Below are 18567 nucleotides of genomic sequence, written 5' to 3' on the forward strand. Positions count from 1 at the left end.
CTATCTATCTATTGTCCAACGACAAGCGTGGTCTTTCGGCTACTACCATTGCTAAATTCGTTCAAGTATCTTATTCGACTGGCTGGTTGATGCTAAATAAGCTACGAAAAGCAATGGCTGACCGAAATGGTTTATATAAACTTGGAGGAAACGTCCAGGTAGATGAGTTCTTTTTAGGTGGTGAGAGCCATGGCGAAGGCAGAAGAGGAAAGGGAACAAAACAAACCAATGTCCTAATTGGAGTGTCGATTAGCAATGGTGCTCCTACTCATTGCTTCATGGAAGTAATCAAAGATACCACTGCTAAATCATTCAAAGATGTTTTTGTGAGACGTTTAGATTCCGATACCAAGCTGATAAGTGATGGTAACCCAAGTTACGGGGTATGTGCTCGAGACCTTGGACTAGCGCACTGGTTCACTCTATCCAAAGACGAACAAGCACATGTAACATTCAAATGGCTCAACATCCTGATAGGGAACTGCAAGAAATTTATCGACGGAACATACCACGGACGTGAGGAACATAAGCAACTTTACCTCGAGGAATTCGCATACCGATTCAACCGAAGGCACTTTGAAATGTCCTTGGTAGAGCGACTTCTCAATACATGTGTGTTTGCGTCTCCACATCCGCTACTCCGCGAATCTGATTCCAAAATGGCTCTTGCTTACGAAACTTGATAAGTATGATTTAATAGTTGTCTAAGTTGCCGTAGTGGGGGATTCAGTGTTGGCTTCTTTCGTTTGAATTCATGAGTTTCTAATAGATTTTATATGCATCCTATGGACTGGCTAAGTCGCTCCGATGGCAATAGCTTCAAGCGTAAGTTGTAAGATTTGTTGCGGGGAGCTTGCCCTGGTCCTTTTGCTTTTTTGGATGCAACTCATTCCTTACCCCTAGAGGTTAGCTACGAAAAAACGGTGTCACTATTTATTAGAAATCGAAGGTGACAAGCCTTCCTGAACCCACAAATATGGCTCTCAATTGTCAGATTAATGGCCAATAAAGGGCACAAAGAGCCCTTTATTGAGTCACTCAATTATTCAAATGTCAGTCAAATAAGACCCTGTCCCAAGTCATATTTGGCTGGTACTTTTGTCTTGTCTGGTGAGGTCGTCGTGTTAGCTGTGTCTTTGACCATAATCGTTTGGCGACGTTGGGGGTATTTGGCAGCAGTTCGTCCGACATTGCAGGGCTGGGCGATCAAAGCCCTCGATATGGGGCGCTGGTCTTTGGGAGGTTACCTCCTCGATTAGGTCGACGATTAAGTCGCTGAACGCAGGATCGTCTGAGGGCGTCACTACTCTCTCAAAAGATGCTCCGAGTTCTTTGGCACTGCTATTGGCCAAGGTGTCTAAATCGTAGATGACTTCCATGTGGTCGGAGATAAAACCGATAGGAATTGTCACGAAAGCCCTCTTTTGATCTATCTGGCAGAGGTTGGCGATTTCGTTAGAGATATCTGGCTCGAGCCAGGGCTGACTGGGTGGGCCTGAGCGTGATTGATAGACACGTCTTGCTTCAAATTTAAAGTCAAAGTGATGGTTTACACGACTGAGAATATGATTTTGGACTACGTCAAGCTGTTGGACATAGTCTGAGGTTGATGCCATCGACAGTGGGATCGAATGGGCACTAAACAGGAGAGCGATCTCATCTAGGGGATGCATCTTGGACAGCTTGTCTATTTTTAGGATGGTGTCATTGATAAAGGGATTCACAAAGGTTGGGTGATCCCAGAATTGACGAAGTTTGGTCAACTTGATTGGAGCATTTAGCTTCTCTAGGACGTCGGCTACTTCCGTTTTATATTGTCGACATCCAGAAAAAGAGCTATAGGCCGACGTGACGAAGTAGAGTGCCTCTTTAATCCCATCGTCTATCATCTGTTGGATTGCTTGTTCTAGGTATGGTTCCCAGTTGCGATTGCCAAAGTAGACGGGCAGATCAATCCCCCTAAGCGCGAGCGATCCCTCGAGGCGCTCGATGAGGTTGAGATTGATCTCATTAATAGGACTTTTCCCCGCAAACATGTAATAGTGCTTTGAGACTTCTACAAGGCGCTCGCGGGGTATCGGTCGATTTCTCGTAACGTTCTCCATAAATGGAAGTACGTCATCGGGTCCATTGGGCCCGCCGAAGGATAAAAATAAGATCGCTTGGTTAGTCACCTAACCAATAATAGCTAGACGGCTTTGGTAACTTTGTCAGAACGAATGCAAGAGGTACATACATTGATTCGCTTGTTGGTTCCATTGACGACTGCGCGGACTCTTTGTATATTTGGATTCCAACGCTTCTTATTTCTTCTATGGGAGTGGCTTAGAGACATTCCAAAGTGAGGACTCTTGCCACATAATTCGCAAACTGATGCCAACGCACTATCTCCTCGCGCTTTTTATTTTAAATCAAAACAGCTGTATCAGCATAGTAGATAACTGGGCGAATTAGCCCCTAAGTTCCCTATTCTCTTATAGCATTGGCTCAGGGAGTTGTTTGAATATGGAAGACAAAGGGCACGTGCTCTTGAAGTTGTTGAGCACTTATGCACGGATTCTTGAAGCATATCGGGATCGAATAGACCGATTGAATGTATTTCCAGTTCCCGATGGGGATACTGGAACAAATATGTTTTTCACGATTCGCTCGGCTGTGGATGTGATCGACGCGCAAAGCGGCTCCGAGCAAAGTCAGTCGGGGAGCGCCGGAAGGTTTAAAGAGATCTCAAAAGGAGCACTCCTAGGAGCTCGAGGCAACTCCGGGGTCATCATGTCCCAGGTCGTAGCCGCCTTTTGTAGTGTCTTTGGGGCTCATTCGGATCAACCGGTCACAGCCAAAGACGTTGAGAGTGCGTTGGAAGAGGCCAACACTCGTTCTCGAGGCGCAGTATTGCGCCCCGTAGAGGGAACCATTCTGACGGTTATCTCTGACGTTGCCAAAAGGGCTAAATCGTTGGGCGAAAACCTCGATCTGGGCGACTTCGTCCGGGGCCTCTTTGACGAAGCACAGGCATCCCTTGAGCGGACTCCTTCTCTTTTGGCTCCTCTTGCTCGTGCGAATGTGGTCGATTCAGGCGGCGCCGGATTTGTTCTATTTGTTGCTGGGCTTTGTCGAATTCTCTCCAATGGCGACTTTGATTGGGGCACCGATCGTCCTTTTCTCTTTGAGAGTCGAGTTCCAGGTCCAACTAGATCGAAAGAAGATGACTTTGTAGCCCCTAGCGAGAGCCATGAGCTGGGTCCGCGGTACGAAGTCATGTTCATCCTTGAGTCCCACGATGAGAACGTCATGGTGAACTTTCGTGAGGTTTGGGCAGGACTTGGAGATTCGATCGTGGTCGTTGGCCAAGATGGAACTTATAACTGCCATATCCATACTGACGACATTGGTGGATCGATCGAGGCAGGCATTGCTGGTGGTTTGCTATCGCGAATTCGAGTCACTGACCTCTTTGAAGAGATCGCCGAAGAGCGTTGGGTTGTTGAAGCCCACGGAGCTGGAGCTCCAGACCCTTTTAGCGCCGAGACCGACGTCATACCAAATACAGCAGTCGTGGTGATTGCCAATGGGGACGGTATAAGGCGCATCTTTCGCTCAATGGGGGTTCATCGGATCGTACAAGGCGGCCAATCGATGAACCCGTCAACGGAGGAGATTCTCTTGGCTATAGAGGAAGTTCCCGGTGACAATGTCATTGTATTGCCAAATAATACCAACGTCACTCCTGTTGCCCAGATAGCCGCTGAAATCTCAAAGAAGTGTGTCAGAGTCATTCCTACCAGAGGCGTGGTAGAAGGCCTCTCTGCACTTGTCGAGTTCGACCCGATGGTTTCCATTGACGAAAACTTTGAGTCCATGAGTGAATGTGCCAAGAGGGTAACTGTTGCAGAGATCACTCAAGCCGTTCGGGATTATTCCGACGAATCCGGGTTAGTCCACGCTGGTGATTTTATCGGCCTATCGCGCCAAGGATTGGTTGCAGTTTCTAAGTCGCTTGAAGATACAGTTGTGGATACTATTGGGAAGTTGCTTGAAGATGACTCAGAGATCGTAACCATAATTGAAGGCGAAGGGTCAACTTCGGCGATAACCCGGGAGATTACGCAATGGTTGAATATAAACTTTCCCGAAATAGAAGTTGAATTGCACCACGGTGCTCAGCCGCTCTATCCATATCTTATAGGGATAGAATAGGCGTATCCATAGTTGTTTGAGATGGTCAAATGCGACCGTGACTTTGACATAGTTGTTATGTAGTCGACTTTTTAAATCGAGTTCAAAAGGCTCCTTGGTTACTTGGTGGCTGTACCCGTAGCCGGGTCGATTCAAGCATTGGCAGCGAATCCCCGTGGGTCTTTCCTGGTAGGTTAAGATAACATGAACACGTGTTCGAATTATTTGGATCTGGTCAACCTTCCGATCTCCTCGGTTGATGGAATTACCCCAGCTAAGGCGAAAGCTTTGGCCGAGGGGGGATTCCTAACGGCCTACGATTTGGCCACCTATTTCCCTCGACGTTATGTAGATCGACGCTATAGAAGCGGGATATCTACTGCTTCTCTTGGCCAAGATGTTCTATTGCTCGTGAAAATTAGTGAAGTGAGAGCTAAGTTTCACGGTAAAGGCCGTGAGATAATTGAGGCAATTGCAGCTGATGAAACAGGAACTATCAAAGTTGTATTCTTCAATCAGTCTTGGAGAAAGCACCAGCTCAAAGCCAATATAGAGGTTGCTCTCTATGGAAAAGTAGAGAAGTTTGGCCGTTTTTTACAGATGGTAAACCCTATCGTTGATCTCATAGGAGATCGAACGGGGCGGATAGTACCTATCTATCCTCACTCTGAAAAGTTTGGCTTCCGCTCTGATGAGATGCCCAAGTTCATTGGAAAAGTGTTAAATTACACAGCTGGTTTGATCGATCCACTTCCCCGGAATATGCTTCAGGGGCTCGGTTTGATCTCGCGATCCAAAGCGCTTAGGGCGATCCATCAACCTCAGGACCCTATCGACCATAAGGATGCTCGGAACCGCTTGGCTTTCGATGAATTTTTGCGACTTCAAACCCATTTGGTCGCCAAGAAGGTTTCGTTGGAGTTGGCGGCCGGGGGAATCTCCCATAATTCAAATGGTGTGCAGTATCTAACTTCGATGAGGATCGCTCCGAAAGCATCTTTTAGTGCGCGCGCGCAGGGAAGCTACCAACCGACCCTAGGGGACTATAGCTCTGATAACCTTTTGGTGAGATTTCTCTCTTCGCTCCCGTTTGCGCCAACTCAGGCTCAGATAAGAGTGATCTTTGAGATTAGTAACGATATGGCATCGCGGGTTCCAATGCATCGACTATTACAAGGCGATGTCGGAGCCGGTAAGACATTTGTAGCGGTGGTGGCTGCTTTGATAGCTGTGCAATCGGGGTACCAGGTTACTATTATGGCTCCGACCGAGGTCTTGGCGGATCAGCACTACATAGGGATCTCAAGACTGCTAAGTGGCCTTGATGTTCCAAATTCTGGCGACGGCGGGCTCTTTGGAGATAAGGAAAGACCACTAAGCGTTGCTCTTTTGACCAACAAGGTCACCGCTTCGAATCGGCGTCGACTCTTAGACGAGCTCTCAAAAGGGGAGTGCGACATCTTGATTGGTACCCATGCGCTATTGAGCGAGGGTGTTAGATTTTTAAATCTGGGTTTGATCGTCGTAGACGAACAGCATCGCTTTGGTGTAGAACAGCGTGCGATCTTAAAGGAACGATCGATCTCTTCCGGAAGCTTCGAGCCCGATACTTTGATTATGACGGCGACACCAATTCCACGTACCGCAGCCATGACCATTTTTGGTGATCTTGACTATTCGGTCCTCGATGAGCTTCCACCAGGTCGAAGTCCGATCATTACCAAGTGGGCAAAGAATGAGGAACAGCTCCATGGGACTTGGGTTCGGGTTCGTAGAGAGGTAGCCCAAGGTAGGCAGTGCTATGTAGTTTGTCCGCTGGTGGAAGATTCAGAGAAGATTATGGCAAAGTCGGCGACTGCGATCTACGAGGAACTCTCTGTCGGTGAGCTCTCGGGTCTACGTCTGGGTCTTCTCCATGGTCAGATGGCTACTAACGATAAAGCTCTCGTCATGGAGCGCTTTCGAAACCATGAGATCGATGTCCTGGTGGCAACCACGGTGATTGAAGTTGGTGTGGACGTTGCCAATGCTACGGTGATGGTCATCATGGATGCAGGACGTTTTGGCATCGCACAGATCCATCAACTCCGAGGCCGTGTCGGACGAGGCGCCCATCAGTCTTATTGCTATTTAGTTCAATTGGGTGAAGTGGAAGAGACTACGATCTCTCGCCTTTCGGCTTGTGTAGATTCTAGTGATGGTTTTGTCCTAGCCGAGGCTGACTTGGAATTACGTGGCGAGGGAACGCTACTCAACGCTAGACAAAAGGGACGTAGTGACCTGCGGATCGCCTCTCTCTTTCGCGACCGGGACCTTTTAAACCAGGCGAGGTCGGTCTCAAGGACGATCGTTGGAAATGATCCAACCCTCTCAAACTACCCAGCGCTAAGCGCTGAAATAGAACTCTTTGTTGGTAATGATCAAGGCGACTTTATTACGCGTAATTGAATTATTCTTGCTCAAATGACACTAGATTATGCACCTGGTTTCATAGCTACAACTTCATCCTTGACCACTTCTTTGATGACGTGTTCTTTGATGGGCCTATCTTAGATGGTGAAATTAGGAACTATAAATCTTCACTAAAGGCCTAGAGCTGTGGCTGATCTGGGGTCTTTTAGGTGGCGCTGGCGGAGGGATAAAAGAAGTTGGGCACCTTGGATGCCCCCCTGTACTTGGCCTTATTCGATTCTTCCTTACTATTTGCCTCCTTAGCGAGTGGGACGATCTATTATCACTCTATTTTCACTCTATTTTCACTTCGCCCTGGGAGGTTCCTTGTAGTTGAATCAAATCGTCAAATTGCACAACACCCCAACTATAACGAGGTTACGCTAAAGGTGTATGGTGATACCTATGTCTCGTTTCGCACGTTAGCGCAAAGCTAGATACGATTGATCGAGATAAGAGTTATCTCTTTAGCAATATTGGCATAAACAAAGATTTATCAGTTGGGTGGGATAGCAAAAGTTGAGAGTTGCACTATTTCCTGGATCATTTGATCCCTTTCACAACGGCCATATGGAAGTCGTCGAGCGAGGATCTCGTCTCTTTGACAAAGTGGTAGTTGCGGCTATGAGAAACCCTCAAAAGGCATCTGCTCTATTTAACCTTTCAGAGCGACAGGAACTCATAGAGGCATCAGTCTCTCACCTTGACAATGTAGAGATCGTCGCGCTCTCTACATTGGTTGTAAATCTTGCCGAAGAAATTGGAGCTAACGTTATCATTCGAGGACTCAGGGCAGTCTCTGACTTTGAAAATGAACTTCAAATGGCTCAGATGAACCGACAACTCTCCGGGATAGATACAATCTTTATTCCAACGTCATCTGAATATTCATTTTTAGCGTCGCGACTGCTCCGAGAGGTGGCATCCTATGGGGGTAATGTATCAAAGATGGTACCAGAGCCTATAGCTAACGCGATACTTGCTAAATTTAGAGAGTGAGTTCAATAGGAGACCGGGGATTATGACGCGTTTTGACCAAGATCCCGAAAGACAAGATGTTGCTCTAAGTGGCATCTTGGACCGCATGGAAGAGATTGTCTCCAGCGCCAAGGCTATGCCCTTGTCGGCTTCTGTTTTGGTGTCGCGCGATGAGATGCTGTATCTGATTTCTCTCGCCAAGGACCGCTTTCCTGCTGAGATGCGCGAGGCGCAATGGATTATCAAGGAGAAGGCGGAATATCTCGATCGGGTTTCCCTCGAAGCCCAAGAGATAATGGATCAAGCTAGAAATCGCGCAGAGGCGATGGTCTCAAAGCAAGAGGTCGTTCGCCAAGCCCAAGCAAGCGCTAACCGAATAGTGATGATGGCTAGAGAAGATGCCGCTCGACTGCGATTTGATGCCGAGGACTATGCCGACCAGAAGCTAGCTGAGTTTGAGATTGCACTCTCTAGGGTCATGAAGGCTATAAAGGCCGGACGTGAAAAGCTAGCCCACACTATGGCGCCGGTTGATCCGCTACCTCTTGAGGTCGAGGTTGGATTTGGAGAGGGAGAGATACCCTTTGATCAAGATTTGAGTTGATACGTTATGAGCAATAGAGATTTTAAGGTTTCGGTTACCAAGCTGCTGAGCCATCCAGGAGAACCTCTAGAGGTAGAACTTGCAGGGCTAATAGGGGATCAGTTCGTATCCTCTGCGTGGGTCGAGGAGGGTTCTACTACGCATTTATCGGGTTCATTGGAAGCAGTGCATTCGGGAGTGATGTTTAGCGGCGTGGCAAAGGTGAATATCGTAACGGAATGTCGTCGATGTCTTTGTCATAGCAAAGCGGACCTCGTCGTAGAGATTCGAGAGCTCTTTGAATCTGACTATAAAGAGGACGAGGGGGACACCTATCCAATCCACGGTGAATTTGTCGATCTTGAAGAGATGGTCAGAGATGCCGTAGTTTTGGCCCTTCCACCGGCACCTCTATGTAAGGAGGAGTGCGCGGGCCTTTGTGTTACCTGTGGGGTCGACAAGAATTTAGTTAGCTGTGGCCATGATAATCAGGGGCGAGATCCTCGATTTTCTATCCTTGATCAGCTTCGTTAAGGCCGGATGTGTCGGAGCACCATTGTAAGGGTGTTAGAATCTTTTGGGCAAAGTTCAAGTAATGAGCTTTGGTGATATTTTCTAGCAGCCTTACTTGTTTGCTAGTGATTCGAAAGAGATGTTAAGATGGCAGTTCCAAAGCGTAAGGTATCCAAGCAAAAAGGCAGAAGCCGAAAGGCGAGTGCATGGGTCCTAAAGGCTCCTTCTAAGAGCACTTGTCCTCAATGTAACTTTGCCAAGAGGCCTCATATCATTTGCGCTAACTGTGGCTGGTACCATGGCCGTCAGGCTGTTGAGGTTCGATAGTATTGCTTCCAGTTGCTATTGACATGATGGGTGGGGATAATGCCCCCTCGGCAGTTATCGAAGGCGCTAAGAGGGCCATCGATGAACTTCATGCACCGCTGATTTTGGTCGGTACTCAAGAGGTAGTTGGTCCGCTTGCGAAAGAGGGATTTGAGGTCGTTGTTGCATCCGAGGTTATTGAGATGCACGACGATCCGGCTTCGTCCGTTCGAAACAAGCGAGATTCATCTCTGGTGCGATGTGCCGAGCTTGTAAAGACCGGTATGGCTTCTGGAATGATATCAGCCGGGAACACCGGGGCCGCGATGGCCTCTGCCCTTTTGAAGATCGGACGCCTTCCTAAGGTCGCTCGTCCGGCAATAGCGACTGTGATACCGGTGCCAGGTTCGACCCCGACTGTAGTGATTGACTCGGGAGCAAATTCAGAGGTAATGGCACCTTGGTTGGTGCAATTTGCTCAAATGGGTACCGTCTATTCGCGTGAGCTTTTAGGTATCGAAAAGCCCCGCGTTGGAATCCTGTCAATTGGCGAAGAACGGGGCAAGGGAAATCAGCTCGTCAAAGAAGCCTTCCCCCTCCTAGAGGTCGCGAATTCAATCAACTTTATTGGAAATGTTGAAGGTCGCGACGTGATGAGCGAGAACGTCGACGTTATAGTTTGCGATGGTTTTGTGGGCAATGTTGTTCTAAAGACCCTCGAAGGCTCCATGAAGACCTTGGCCAAGGCGATATTTGGGGCACTTGGTAGTGGTGAAGATGGATCCAAGATCCTCGACCTAGCCCTTCCTAAACTTTTCCCAATTTTAGATCAATTGGACCCTGATACCCATGGTGGCGCTATGTTGCTCGGTGTAAATGGAATTTGTATTATCTCACACGGCTCATCGTCTCCTAAGGCGATTTATAACGCGATTGTTACCTCAATGCGATTAGCAGAGCATGATTTGGCTGCTAAGTTGGCCAAATCCGTACTTCTTTAGATTTGAACTGTAAAAGATCAAGACACCCTAGTGACCCCGGAGGTCAATGTGACTGGAAAAGCAACCTACTCCACAAAAGATGAGATCTTTGAATCGATCAAGAATAATCTTGCAGATATTCTGGAGATAGACCCTTCTGGTATTTTAATCAATCAGTCATTTACTGAGGATCTCAGCGCTGACTCACTCGCGCTAATTGAACTTGTTGAGGCGATGGAAGAGGAATTTTCCGGCGGTGATCATACTTTTAGAATCGAAGACGAAGACCTTGAGGACCTCAAGACTGTCTTCGACGCCGTTGAGTATGTTGCAGCAAAGCTTGAAATCCTAAAGTAGGCCCTAAAAGTTGGGTAAAGGTAGAGATAATCTAGAGTCATCTTCAGAGCGTTTTTCTCCGATTAAGGCTTTTTTGCCCACTCTTTTGAACCTTATCTCTGCTGTGGGACCGCCAGAGATAAAAGGTAGTTCTTTATTCATAGACCTTGGAAGTAGCGACCTTGCGTTAATTGATAGTGGTGAGGTGGCTCTGATCCTTCGTGAAATCGTTCCTCTCCTAGAAGTTGCGCTTACTCATCGATCAGCCTCTTTGGAAGATCCATCCTTATTAGACAATGAGAGACTTGAGTTCTTAGGTGACGCAATCATCGAGGCTCGGGTCTCATGGTCGCTATACCTTCATTACTTAGATCGTGATGAAGGGTTTTTAACGCTAGCACGCTCTTCTTTGGTCAATACTGATGCTTTGGCTTCGATCGCTATCATGTTGGGATTGGATGACTTTGTAATTTTGGGTCTTGGAGAACGAGCAACTGGTGGCACAGGGAAGCGTACAATTTTGGCTGGCCTCTTTGAAGCAGTTGTTGGTGCTATCTATCTGGATCTAGGTGCTGCTTGTGCTTGGGAGTTGATCGATCGTACCGTTTTGATAGATGTTGAGAATATATCTCTAAGTGAGACGCTCTTAGATCCAAAGAGTCAGTTGCAGATCTACTTTGCCAAGGCTAGCCTAGCCATGCCGGTCTATGAGTCCACTAAGACCGGACCTGATCACGCTCCATTATTTGTCACAGATGTGATCTTGGCCGATGGACGCCGTCTAAGAGGTGAAGGTACCTCCAAGAAGGAAGCAGAACAAAGAGCGGCTCGAAGGGCGCTAGTGGATTTAGAGATCTTAGGTTAGACAGTGCAATGCCAGAGTTACCTGAGGTTGAGACCTTACTCCAAGGACTATCCCCTTTAGTTTTGGGCCGTAGAATTGAACGTGTAGAGGCACTTCGTGATCGAACGGTGCGCAAGATCGCCTCATTCGAAGAGTTTGAGGCTTCGGTTGTCTCAACGCAAGTAGTGGCGCTAAGGCGATATGCTAAACATCTGATTGTCGATTTAGCTCGCAATCATGAATTCATCGGTCATTTGATTCTTCACATGGGAATGAGTGGTCAACTGCGCTCATCTGGCCTTACGGGAGAGGAGTCAGTCTATGTTCGTCACTCCAACTTTAGAGTTCACCTAGATGATGGCACGATTGTGGCCTTTATAGATCCACGAACCTTTGGTTGGATTGCATTTGACAGCTATGACGGTGATCCAATGCCTATTAGTTTGCGGAGGTTGGGACCCGATGCAATTTTATCTTCTGACCCCTTGGCGCTAATTAAAGCTCGTGCCACTTCGAGTTCGATTGGGATTAAATGGCAGCTTTTGGATCAGGCTCTAATTGGTGGAATTGGCAACATGTATGGCGATGAGATCTTGTTTGATGCCGCGATTGCGCCCTTTAGGACGCCCTCTACCTTTTCAGAGGAAGAATTTATCACTTTGATCACTTCGATAAGAAAGATTCTCACCAGAGCTATAGAGCTGCGCGGGTCGAGCTTATTCGATCGGACCTATCGTGATATCGCCGGAGAGATTGGTGCGGCACAGAAGTTCCATATGGCATACGCTAGAGAAGGCGAGCCGTGCCTACGATGCGGTGATCAAATCGTAAGAGTCGTATCCAAGGGCCGCTCCTCTTTTTTTTGTCGGATCTGTCAGATCTGATCGATCAGGAGCTGCTTTTGTGTTTGGTGTAAATGTATCTTTGCTCTGGAAGTTAGATAAATAGATGTATCTGAAGTCTCTCTCGCTACGCGGCTTTAAGTCTTTTGCAGACAGCTCTACCATTGAGTTTGCCCCAGGGATCAACGTTGTGGTTGGGCCAAATGGATCGGGCAAGTCCAATATCGTAGATGCCATCTCCTGGGTTCTTGGCACACAGACACCAAAGGCGCTTCGTAGTGCCAAGATGGAAGATGTCATCTTTGCGGGTGGCCAAAGCCGGGGAGCGGCTAAGTCTTCGAAAGTTACAATAGTCCTAGATAATGCGGAGCGACGCCTTTCTTTAGAATTGGCCGAGGTGGCAATAACACGTCATCTATCGCGTTCGGGCGAGTCAGGGTATGAATTAAACGGTAGGGACTGTCGTTTGATCGATCTGAGTGAACTACTACTAGATGCCTCAATCGGACGTGGCCAACACACCATCATCTCTCAGGGAAACCTAGATGTAATATTAGATGCTAAGGCTAGCGATCGTCGCTTGACCATAGAAGACGCCAGCGGTATCGCTAAATATCGAAGGCGCCAAGACCGCACGGCGCGGCGCCTCGGGGTCGTCGAAGAGGAGTCAGCCCGCGCACAGGAACTTTTGCGAGATATCAACCGGAGGATAAAGCCGCTAGAGCGTCAAGCAAAGGCGGCCAAGCGTCACATCGATTTGGGTGATGAGATCGCTCAATTGAAGGCATATATCCTAGGGTCACAATATCGTGAGCATCTATCGCTCTCACAAGGTGGCGATGAAGCCGAGGCGGTACTCAAAGAGAAGATCGATTCGCTAGGTGCTTTAGTGTTTACCTATCGCCAACGCCTCCAAGAGCTAGAGGCTAAGGCTCTCTTGATCGATGATTCCAAACTGATTGATGAGATGAGGCGACTAGATGCACTTTTGGCCCGAGGATCACTTACACTAGCGCTTGGGCGAGAGCGTGAGAAGCAAAATTTAGCCAGGATAGCGCTGCTTTCTAATCGATCGGGCATTATTGCCCTGGAGGAAAAGAGTAAAGCGCTCACTCTGACTAAAGAGGAGTTGCATGCATCGATTCTTCGAATGGGTCCCGAATTGGACGACCTCGAAGAAAAAGAGGCGGAGCTAAAGAAGCGGTCCTCACTCGTTAATATGGAGTCAGTTGCAACCTTAGAATCCAAAGAGCGAGAGATCTCGTCAGCTCAACGCAGCCTTTTCGCTAAAAAGAGTGAGCTGACAAGTGAGCTAAACGCCACCAAGAGGGAGTTCGATAGTGCTTCGCGCGCTATAGAGACAATGGACTCCCAGGGCACCAAGACGACCTCTCGCCTTGGTGAACTAGATAGCGCAATCTTGGCAAGTAGCGAACTTCTTGAGCGCGCAAAACTGCGTCTTGAAGAGATCGTCCCTGTGCTGAGTGCATTGGACCAAGAGATCGATGCTCGTGAAGGCTCCCTTTCACTTTTGCGGGAGGCTGGGGCCGAAGCGAATGCAATTTGGAGCACCCTTGAATCTGCACTGTCCAAGCTTCACTCTAAGTCGCAGCTAGAGACTGCTTCAACTGTGGATACACCTATAGGCGTGGTTACAGAGCTAATTGAGGTAAAAGAGGGCTACGGCGAGGTCGTAGAGGCAGCTTTAGGCTCTTATGGCTTGGGAGTGGTCGCCTCCAATCGTCAAAAGGGAGTTCTTGGCTTTCAAAAGATTAAGGAGTACTCCGATAGAGCGTTGATCGTTGCTGGCTTTGAGGGCGCGCAATGGCAAAGTCTTTCGTTCCGTGAGCTACCTCGATTGGTCTCAATCGGTTCGCTGATACTTGATGTTCATCCAGCAATTGCAGCTATTGTTGCAAGATGGATTGGCGATATTTACCTCTTTGAGGGTTCAATGGATGAGGCCGAAGAGATTGTGAAGGCGCATCCAGAGATAACATTGGTTACATCCAATAGGGATCGAGTTACCTCCTTTGGTTTTGAGGCTCCTGAGAATGCAGCCGTCGTCTCTCGGCGCGCGATCAATGAGGCGCGCGACCGAAAGGATCAGCTGCGCAGTGAGGTATCGACTCTTACCGGCGAAGTCAGCCTTCTAAAGACGAAGAGGCGTGGTATCTCAGAGGAGGTCTCTTCAAACCAGGCGGTCGTTCGTCGGTCGTCGATGGAGATTGAGCGACTTAGGGGAGAGCGCAATCGAATAAATGATGCTAAAGGACGTTTTGACCAAGATCAAGAGGCCTCGCGCCACTCCTTAGCTCGAGCTTTGATTCGTATAGATGAGCTAAATCTTGCCCTAGTTCCCATCGCCGAGGAATTAAAGGCGGTGGAGGAGGAGTTTGGGATGGTTCGAGGTGACTTAGATGACCATCGCGTTGAGCTTGCCAATCTATCTCGTTCGCGAGCAGCGCTTCGCCAATTGCGATCCCAATTGGAGGTCAAATTGGCTCGTTTGGGAGAGAGGTTGGCCGGTGTAGATGCGGAGCTAGCCCGAAATGAAATCGAAATCATACAGATGCAGGAGAAGTACGCCAGCGATGAGATCGAAGTCAAACGTTTGAATCGTTATGAGATCGGCTACCAGGGCGTAATTACAGAGGTCTTGCGGATTGAATCGTTGGTGAAGACGATCTCAACTGACACTTCTAGAGAACTCGATGAGGTCAATATCTCCAAGGCCCAACTATCCAAGGAGATCTCGATGTTGCGAAGCGAGATCGAAAGACTCTCTTTCGAGCGTTCTACTGCATCCGAAGAATTAGTGGCTTTGCACGATTCGATCCGTGAAGCCTCAATTCGTAGCGCCGTAGTCTCCGAACGAATTTGGCGGGAGCTTGAAATTGCCCCTGAGATAGCGATGCAGATTCCTATTTTGGCAGGGATCGAGCCGACTCAAGCAGCTTCAACTCTTCAAGCAAGACAAGATGAACTTGTTAGTTTGGGACCAATCAACCAGTTGGCTAAGGTTGAACTTGAAGAACTCTATGAGCGTCATAAATTTATTACAGACCAGTTGGCTGATATAAATTCGTCTCGTTCTGAACTAAGGAGCATCTCCCGTCAGATAGACAAGGAGATGAAAGAGGTCTTTTTGAGTGCCTATCGAGATATCGATAATAACTTCAGGGAGACATTTGAGCTGCTATTCCCAGGAGGAAGAGGTTCTTTGGTCTTGACCGATCAGGATAATCCTCTCGAAGCTGGCCTTGAATTCGATATCTCTATCCCCGGCAAGACACTTAGGCGACTACCGCTTCTATCAGGTGGAGAGCGGTCTTTGGTGGCTCTTGGCTTTTTATTTGCGGTCTTTAGATCGAGGCCCTCTCCCTTTTACGTCTTAGACGAGGTGGAGGCGGCGTTAGATGATCTCAATCTGTCCCGACTATTGGTACTTTTGGAGAGTTTTGGTAGTCATGCACAACTTATTGTGATCTCTCACCAAAAGAGAACGATGGAGATAGCTAACCGACTTATTGGAGTGTCGATGGCCGAGAGCGGCTCTTCTAAGGTTGTGATTGAGAATCTAAAAGCGCGACAACTGACCTTGTCGAGCCAAGATTGAACCAACGGAAGCGCAATCCCCTTCCGTAAGGGAGGGGGTCAAGCGACCCCATCCCTTCTTGGTCCTCCTTCTTTACGTCTAGGGAGTTTCTGGTTTTCTATGTACTTTCTCACCGTACTTTCTCACCGTACTTCTTCACAGTCTCTAATGGTGCTCCACCACAAGACACTATCGACCATGAGGGTGACCAGAAGTGGTTCCCCCACAAAGCATCTCGGACTTCCGGCCAGTTCTTTGGCTTGCTCTCATGGCTGCGAGCGTATTCATCAACATCACCAGCCTTGATAAAGCAACTTTAGCTGCGTTGGTTATCGACAGGTGAGCATGATCACCGTCTGTCTCAAAAGCATCGGAGATGGAATCAAAACGAGTACACACTTCAATGAGAGCGGATTTGATCTCGTTACTTACTCTGTTCGTCATCACATAACGGCGATATTTAGGAACCACTACAATGTGGGCATGAAATTGATATAGACCACATGCCTTGGGTTACGCCAATCATCGGTCATATAGTGCGCTATATCTTGCATTAATTGCTGCATTAATTACTGCATTAATTACTGCTACAGTAGTGATATATGGTGTTCAAGTCTACGCCGGATAATGAAGGTGCATCCTATAGGGCCGCTGTCATCTCGGTCACCTTGACAGGCGTATCGTATCGCCTAGTTCACGACTCATGCCACAGTCATGCCATAATCAAGACATAGCGCAGCACTGTCATGGAACCACGGCGTCGATTGGGTTCATGGACCTAGGCGTCAAGGAGAGTGAAAAGCCAAGCGCTCTGCGAACAAGTACGACATCCAAAGGTTTCTCAACTCGCTAGACCGCCAAACCCATCTTTCCGAAAATCAAACCATTCTCCCAGCTAGTTGAGTATGTGGTCTTACGTTGGGACACTACAAATGCGTCGCAATGGTCTTGATCCGTTTAAGGGGATCACTAACTCCTAAGAGACGGTAGATCTCTTTGTGAACCGGCTCAGAAACACCACTAGTGCGGATGTGATAGACGACACCTTTATCTGATGTAAGAACTATGGTGGCTCGGCGGTGACTGTTGAGTTGCTCTTTGATGGTTGACCATCTTCTCTTATCGTTATTTTGCCTCAAGGTCAGCTCAATAGCACTAAGGAGGTGATAGGCAAGTACCGAGATGAAGAGGTGAGCAGCAGCTTCTGCTAGCGCCTTTTCTTTCCGTCGAAGTTCAGCTTCAATTCGTACTCTTGCTTTACGCTCTTTATCAAGCTCTACCTGGTGAGCCCTATTAGCAGCACTCTTATTGTCAAAGGCTGACTCTAAGGTATTTCGCCACTCCTCTAAATCTTCTGCTAGAACACCATTAGCTCTCAACCATGAACCGAGTTCGTGCTCATTCATAGCAGCTGTGTCAACAACAGCTTTGATCTTGTTGATCTTATCGCTAACTGCATTTGCACTGATCTTGCGCTCTGAGTTCCACTGGTAGACAACGTTTGCATTGATACCGTGATCTTTTGCGATCTTTGCAATAGCGCCAGCCTTCGCTGGCTCTGAGTTATCGAGCTCATATAGAGCCGCTACTACTTTATTCTTTAGTTCCGCAGGATACCTTTTCATGTCAATTCCATCTTCGCCCTCTTAGAAACAAAAATCAAGCTAGGTGACAACAATCTTGGCAGAGAGGGTCTTGATGCGTCCGATACGCTCTGAGACAACTGTGGTCTTAGATATAGAACCCTTTGTGATTGAGGTACTCAACGAAGTGATATCTACTAAGAATCTCTCATTAGCTTGACTAGAGATCGCTGATTCCTTCTTGGATCTCCCCAAAGAACGACACAACACCACGGTTGTGGTGTTGTTGTTGGTGGAAGAGGTGGAGATGGAGGTGGAAGAGGAGGAGATGGAGGTGGAGATGGAGGTGGAAGAGGAGGAGATGGAGGTGGAGGTGGCGTTAGTATCAGTGTCGGTGCTGTCGCTCCTGGTGATTTTGGTGTCATCGGTGTCGGTATTCTTGCCGGTGGCACCATTACGGATATAGTCGTCAGTGTCGGTGCTGCTGTCGCTCTTGATGATTTTGGTGTCGGTGCTGCTGTCGCCCTTGCTGCTGCTGTCGCCGTTGCTGCTGTCGCCGGTATTCTTGCTGGTGGCACCATTACTGTTATTGTCGTCAGTGCCGGTGTCTTCTTCTAGCGTTTTCACTAGCCCTTGTACTTGTGTTCTCACTCGTCGTACACATTCGGTGATCCCGTCAAACAAGCGGTGCTGTAGACACTCGATGATGGCGTAAGGTTGGGGTAGCTGGCCTATCCTCTGTGGCCTAGGGTGGCTGGACACGGCGCTTTAATTGTGATAGTTATAGTTACGTGGCAAAAACAGTGCGCCAATACGACAACGAGCGGATCGCTTCGCTGGAGGCCGAGAACGTCGTCCTTAGGTCCGAGCGTGACGAGTTGTCTGCCAAAGTGGATGCACTCACAGCCAAGATCGTCGAGCTAACCAAACAGGCTTTCGGGCGTCGCTCCGAACGGGCGAAGATGGCTCAGGATGTGAACGCAGAACCAATAGGCGCCTTGGAAGAAAGTAGCGACCCTGAGCCTGATGAGGTGCCAAGGCGCAAGAGAGGTCAACAACTCGGGCACCGCGGCCATGGTCGACGCAGCTATGACCACCTACCACGCGTACAACAGATCCATGAGCCCGATTCCAAGCTGTTGGTCTGTGGGAGCTGTGGTGCGCCTTATGCGCCTTTCGGAGAGGAACGCTGCGAGGAGATCGACGTCGAGGTGATAGTCCGGGTCATCGACCATATCCGTCCGACGTACCGGAGAGGATGTAACTGCAAGGCGACCAAGGGGGTCGTAGCTGGCGCACCACCAGCGAAGGTAGTTCCAAAAGGTAGGCTGTCGGCTGGGTTCCTCGCCCATATCGTGGTGGCGAAGTTTCTCCTTG

The 18567-nt window shown here is 48.4% G+C and carries 18 protein-coding genes and 1 pseudogene; 13 read left to right on the forward strand and 6 right to left on the reverse strand.

Translation table 11 applies throughout. From position 1 onward, the window contains the following. Positions 1–683: IS1595-like element ISAxf1 family transposase (locus AXFE_RS15530; protein WP_052606861.1), on the forward strand; the 683-nt coding region annotated here is incomplete at its 5' end. Positions 684–1124: 441 nt separating this feature from the next. Here AXFE_RS15530 and hemH read toward each other — a convergent pair. Then, the gene (gene hemH / locus AXFE_RS15535) at positions 1125–2174 is read right to left on the reverse strand and encodes a ferrochelatase (RefSeq protein ID WP_052606862.1); all 1050 of its coding nucleotides are present in this window, start codon (positions 2172–2174) and stop codon (positions 1125–1127) included. Positions 2175–2188: 14 nt separating this feature from the next. Further along, positions 2189–2380: a 50S ribosomal protein L28 gene (gene rpmB, locus AXFE_RS18690; protein WP_082058824.1), complete on the reverse strand. Its 192-nt coding sequence runs from the start codon at positions 2378–2380 to the stop codon at positions 2189–2191. Positions 2381–2505: 125 nt separating this feature from the next. Here rpmB and AXFE_RS15540 point away from each other — a divergent pair, with 125 nt between their 5' ends. The 11 genes from AXFE_RS15540 (at position 2506) to smc (ending at position 15628) form a co-directional block, all read left to right on the forward strand. After that, positions 2506–4197 (forward strand): DAK2 domain-containing protein, encoded by a 1692-nt coding sequence (locus AXFE_RS15540; RefSeq protein ID WP_052606863.1) that lies wholly within the window; start codon positions 2506–2508, stop codon positions 4195–4197. Between the two features lie 183 nt (positions 4198–4380). Then, on the forward strand, positions 4381–6624 hold the full coding sequence (locus tag AXFE_RS15545; RefSeq protein ID WP_082058825.1) for an ATP-dependent DNA helicase RecG: 2244 nt from the start codon (positions 4381–4383) through the stop codon (positions 6622–6624). A gap of 522 nt (positions 6625–7146) precedes the next feature. Next, on the forward strand, positions 7147–7626 hold the full coding sequence (coaD, locus tag AXFE_RS15555; protein ID WP_082058826.1) for a pantetheine-phosphate adenylyltransferase: 480 nt from the start codon (positions 7147–7149) through the stop codon (positions 7624–7626). Between the two features lie 22 nt (positions 7627–7648). Beyond that, positions 7649–8209: an ATP synthase subunit B family protein gene (locus AXFE_RS15560; protein ID WP_052606866.1), complete on the forward strand. Its 561-nt coding sequence runs from the start codon at positions 7649–7651 to the stop codon at positions 8207–8209. Between the two features lie 6 nt (positions 8210–8215). Further along, positions 8216–8722: a YceD family protein gene (locus tag AXFE_RS15565; protein WP_052606867.1), complete on the forward strand. Its 507-nt coding sequence runs from the start codon at positions 8216–8218 to the stop codon at positions 8720–8722. Between the two features lie 126 nt (positions 8723–8848). Next, positions 8849–9028 carry a 50S ribosomal protein L32 gene (gene rpmF / locus AXFE_RS18695; RefSeq protein ID WP_082058827.1) on the forward strand — a complete coding sequence of 60 codons (180 nt, stop codon included), beginning with the start codon at positions 8849–8851 and terminating at the stop codon, positions 9026–9028. 2 nt (positions 9029–9030) lie between these two features. Continuing rightward, a complete protein-coding gene (gene plsX / locus AXFE_RS15570) occupies positions 9031–10008 on the forward strand; it encodes a phosphate acyltransferase PlsX (protein WP_052606868.1) in 978 nt (325 codons plus the stop codon). Between the two features lie 30 nt (positions 10009–10038). Continuing rightward, positions 10039–10344, forward strand: coding sequence for an acyl carrier protein (locus AXFE_RS15575; RefSeq protein ID WP_235347860.1), 306 nt, complete (start codon positions 10039–10041; stop codon positions 10342–10344). A gap of 10 nt (positions 10345–10354) precedes the next feature. Beyond that, positions 10355–11188 carry a ribonuclease III gene (rnc, locus tag AXFE_RS15580; RefSeq protein ID WP_052606869.1) on the forward strand — a complete coding sequence of 278 codons (834 nt, stop codon included), beginning with the start codon at positions 10355–10357 and terminating at the stop codon, positions 11186–11188. An 8-nt stretch (positions 11189–11196) separates the two neighbouring features. Continuing rightward, positions 11197–12051 carry a DNA-formamidopyrimidine glycosylase gene (mutM, locus tag AXFE_RS15585; RefSeq protein ID WP_052606870.1) on the forward strand — a complete coding sequence of 285 codons (855 nt, stop codon included), beginning with the start codon at positions 11197–11199 and terminating at the stop codon, positions 12049–12051. Between the two features lie 64 nt (positions 12052–12115). Further along, on the forward strand, positions 12116–15628 hold the full coding sequence (gene smc / locus AXFE_RS15590) for a chromosome segregation protein SMC (RefSeq protein WP_052606871.1): 3513 nt from the start codon (positions 12116–12118) through the stop codon (positions 15626–15628). Between the two features lie 109 nt (positions 15629–15737). On the opposite strand, the gene AXFE_RS21660 is transcribed toward smc, so the two are convergent. The 4 genes and pseudogenes from AXFE_RS21660 to AXFE_RS20140 form a co-directional block, all read right to left on the reverse strand. Next, positions 15738–15836, reverse strand: a complete 99-nt coding sequence (locus AXFE_RS21660; RefSeq protein WP_160291899.1) for a transposase — start codon at positions 15834–15836, stop codon at positions 15738–15740. Next, a pseudogene (locus tag AXFE_RS15595) lies at positions 15797–16090 on the reverse strand (transposase); the annotation flags it as partial. The gene AXFE_RS21660 and the pseudogene AXFE_RS15595, both read right to left, overlap by 40 nt. Before the next feature lie 443 nt (positions 16091–16533). Next, positions 16534–17232 carry a hypothetical protein gene (locus tag AXFE_RS15600; protein ID WP_052606873.1) on the reverse strand — a complete coding sequence of 233 codons (699 nt, stop codon included), beginning with the start codon at positions 17230–17232 and terminating at the stop codon, positions 16534–16536. A gap of 39 nt (positions 17233–17271) precedes the next feature. After that, a complete protein-coding gene (locus tag AXFE_RS20140; protein WP_052606874.1) occupies positions 17272–17817 on the reverse strand; it encodes a hypothetical protein in 546 nt (181 codons plus the stop codon). A gap of 164 nt (positions 17818–17981) precedes the next feature. Here AXFE_RS20140 and AXFE_RS15610 point away from each other — a divergent pair. Continuing rightward, the coding region (locus AXFE_RS15610; RefSeq protein ID WP_455423341.1) for an IS66 family transposase at positions 17982–18567 on the forward strand (586 nt) is incomplete at its 3' end.

This window comes from Acidithrix ferrooxidans, assembly GCF_000949295.1.
GTDB lineage: Bacteria > Actinomycetota > Acidimicrobiia > Acidimicrobiales > Acidimicrobiaceae > Acidithrix > Acidithrix ferrooxidans.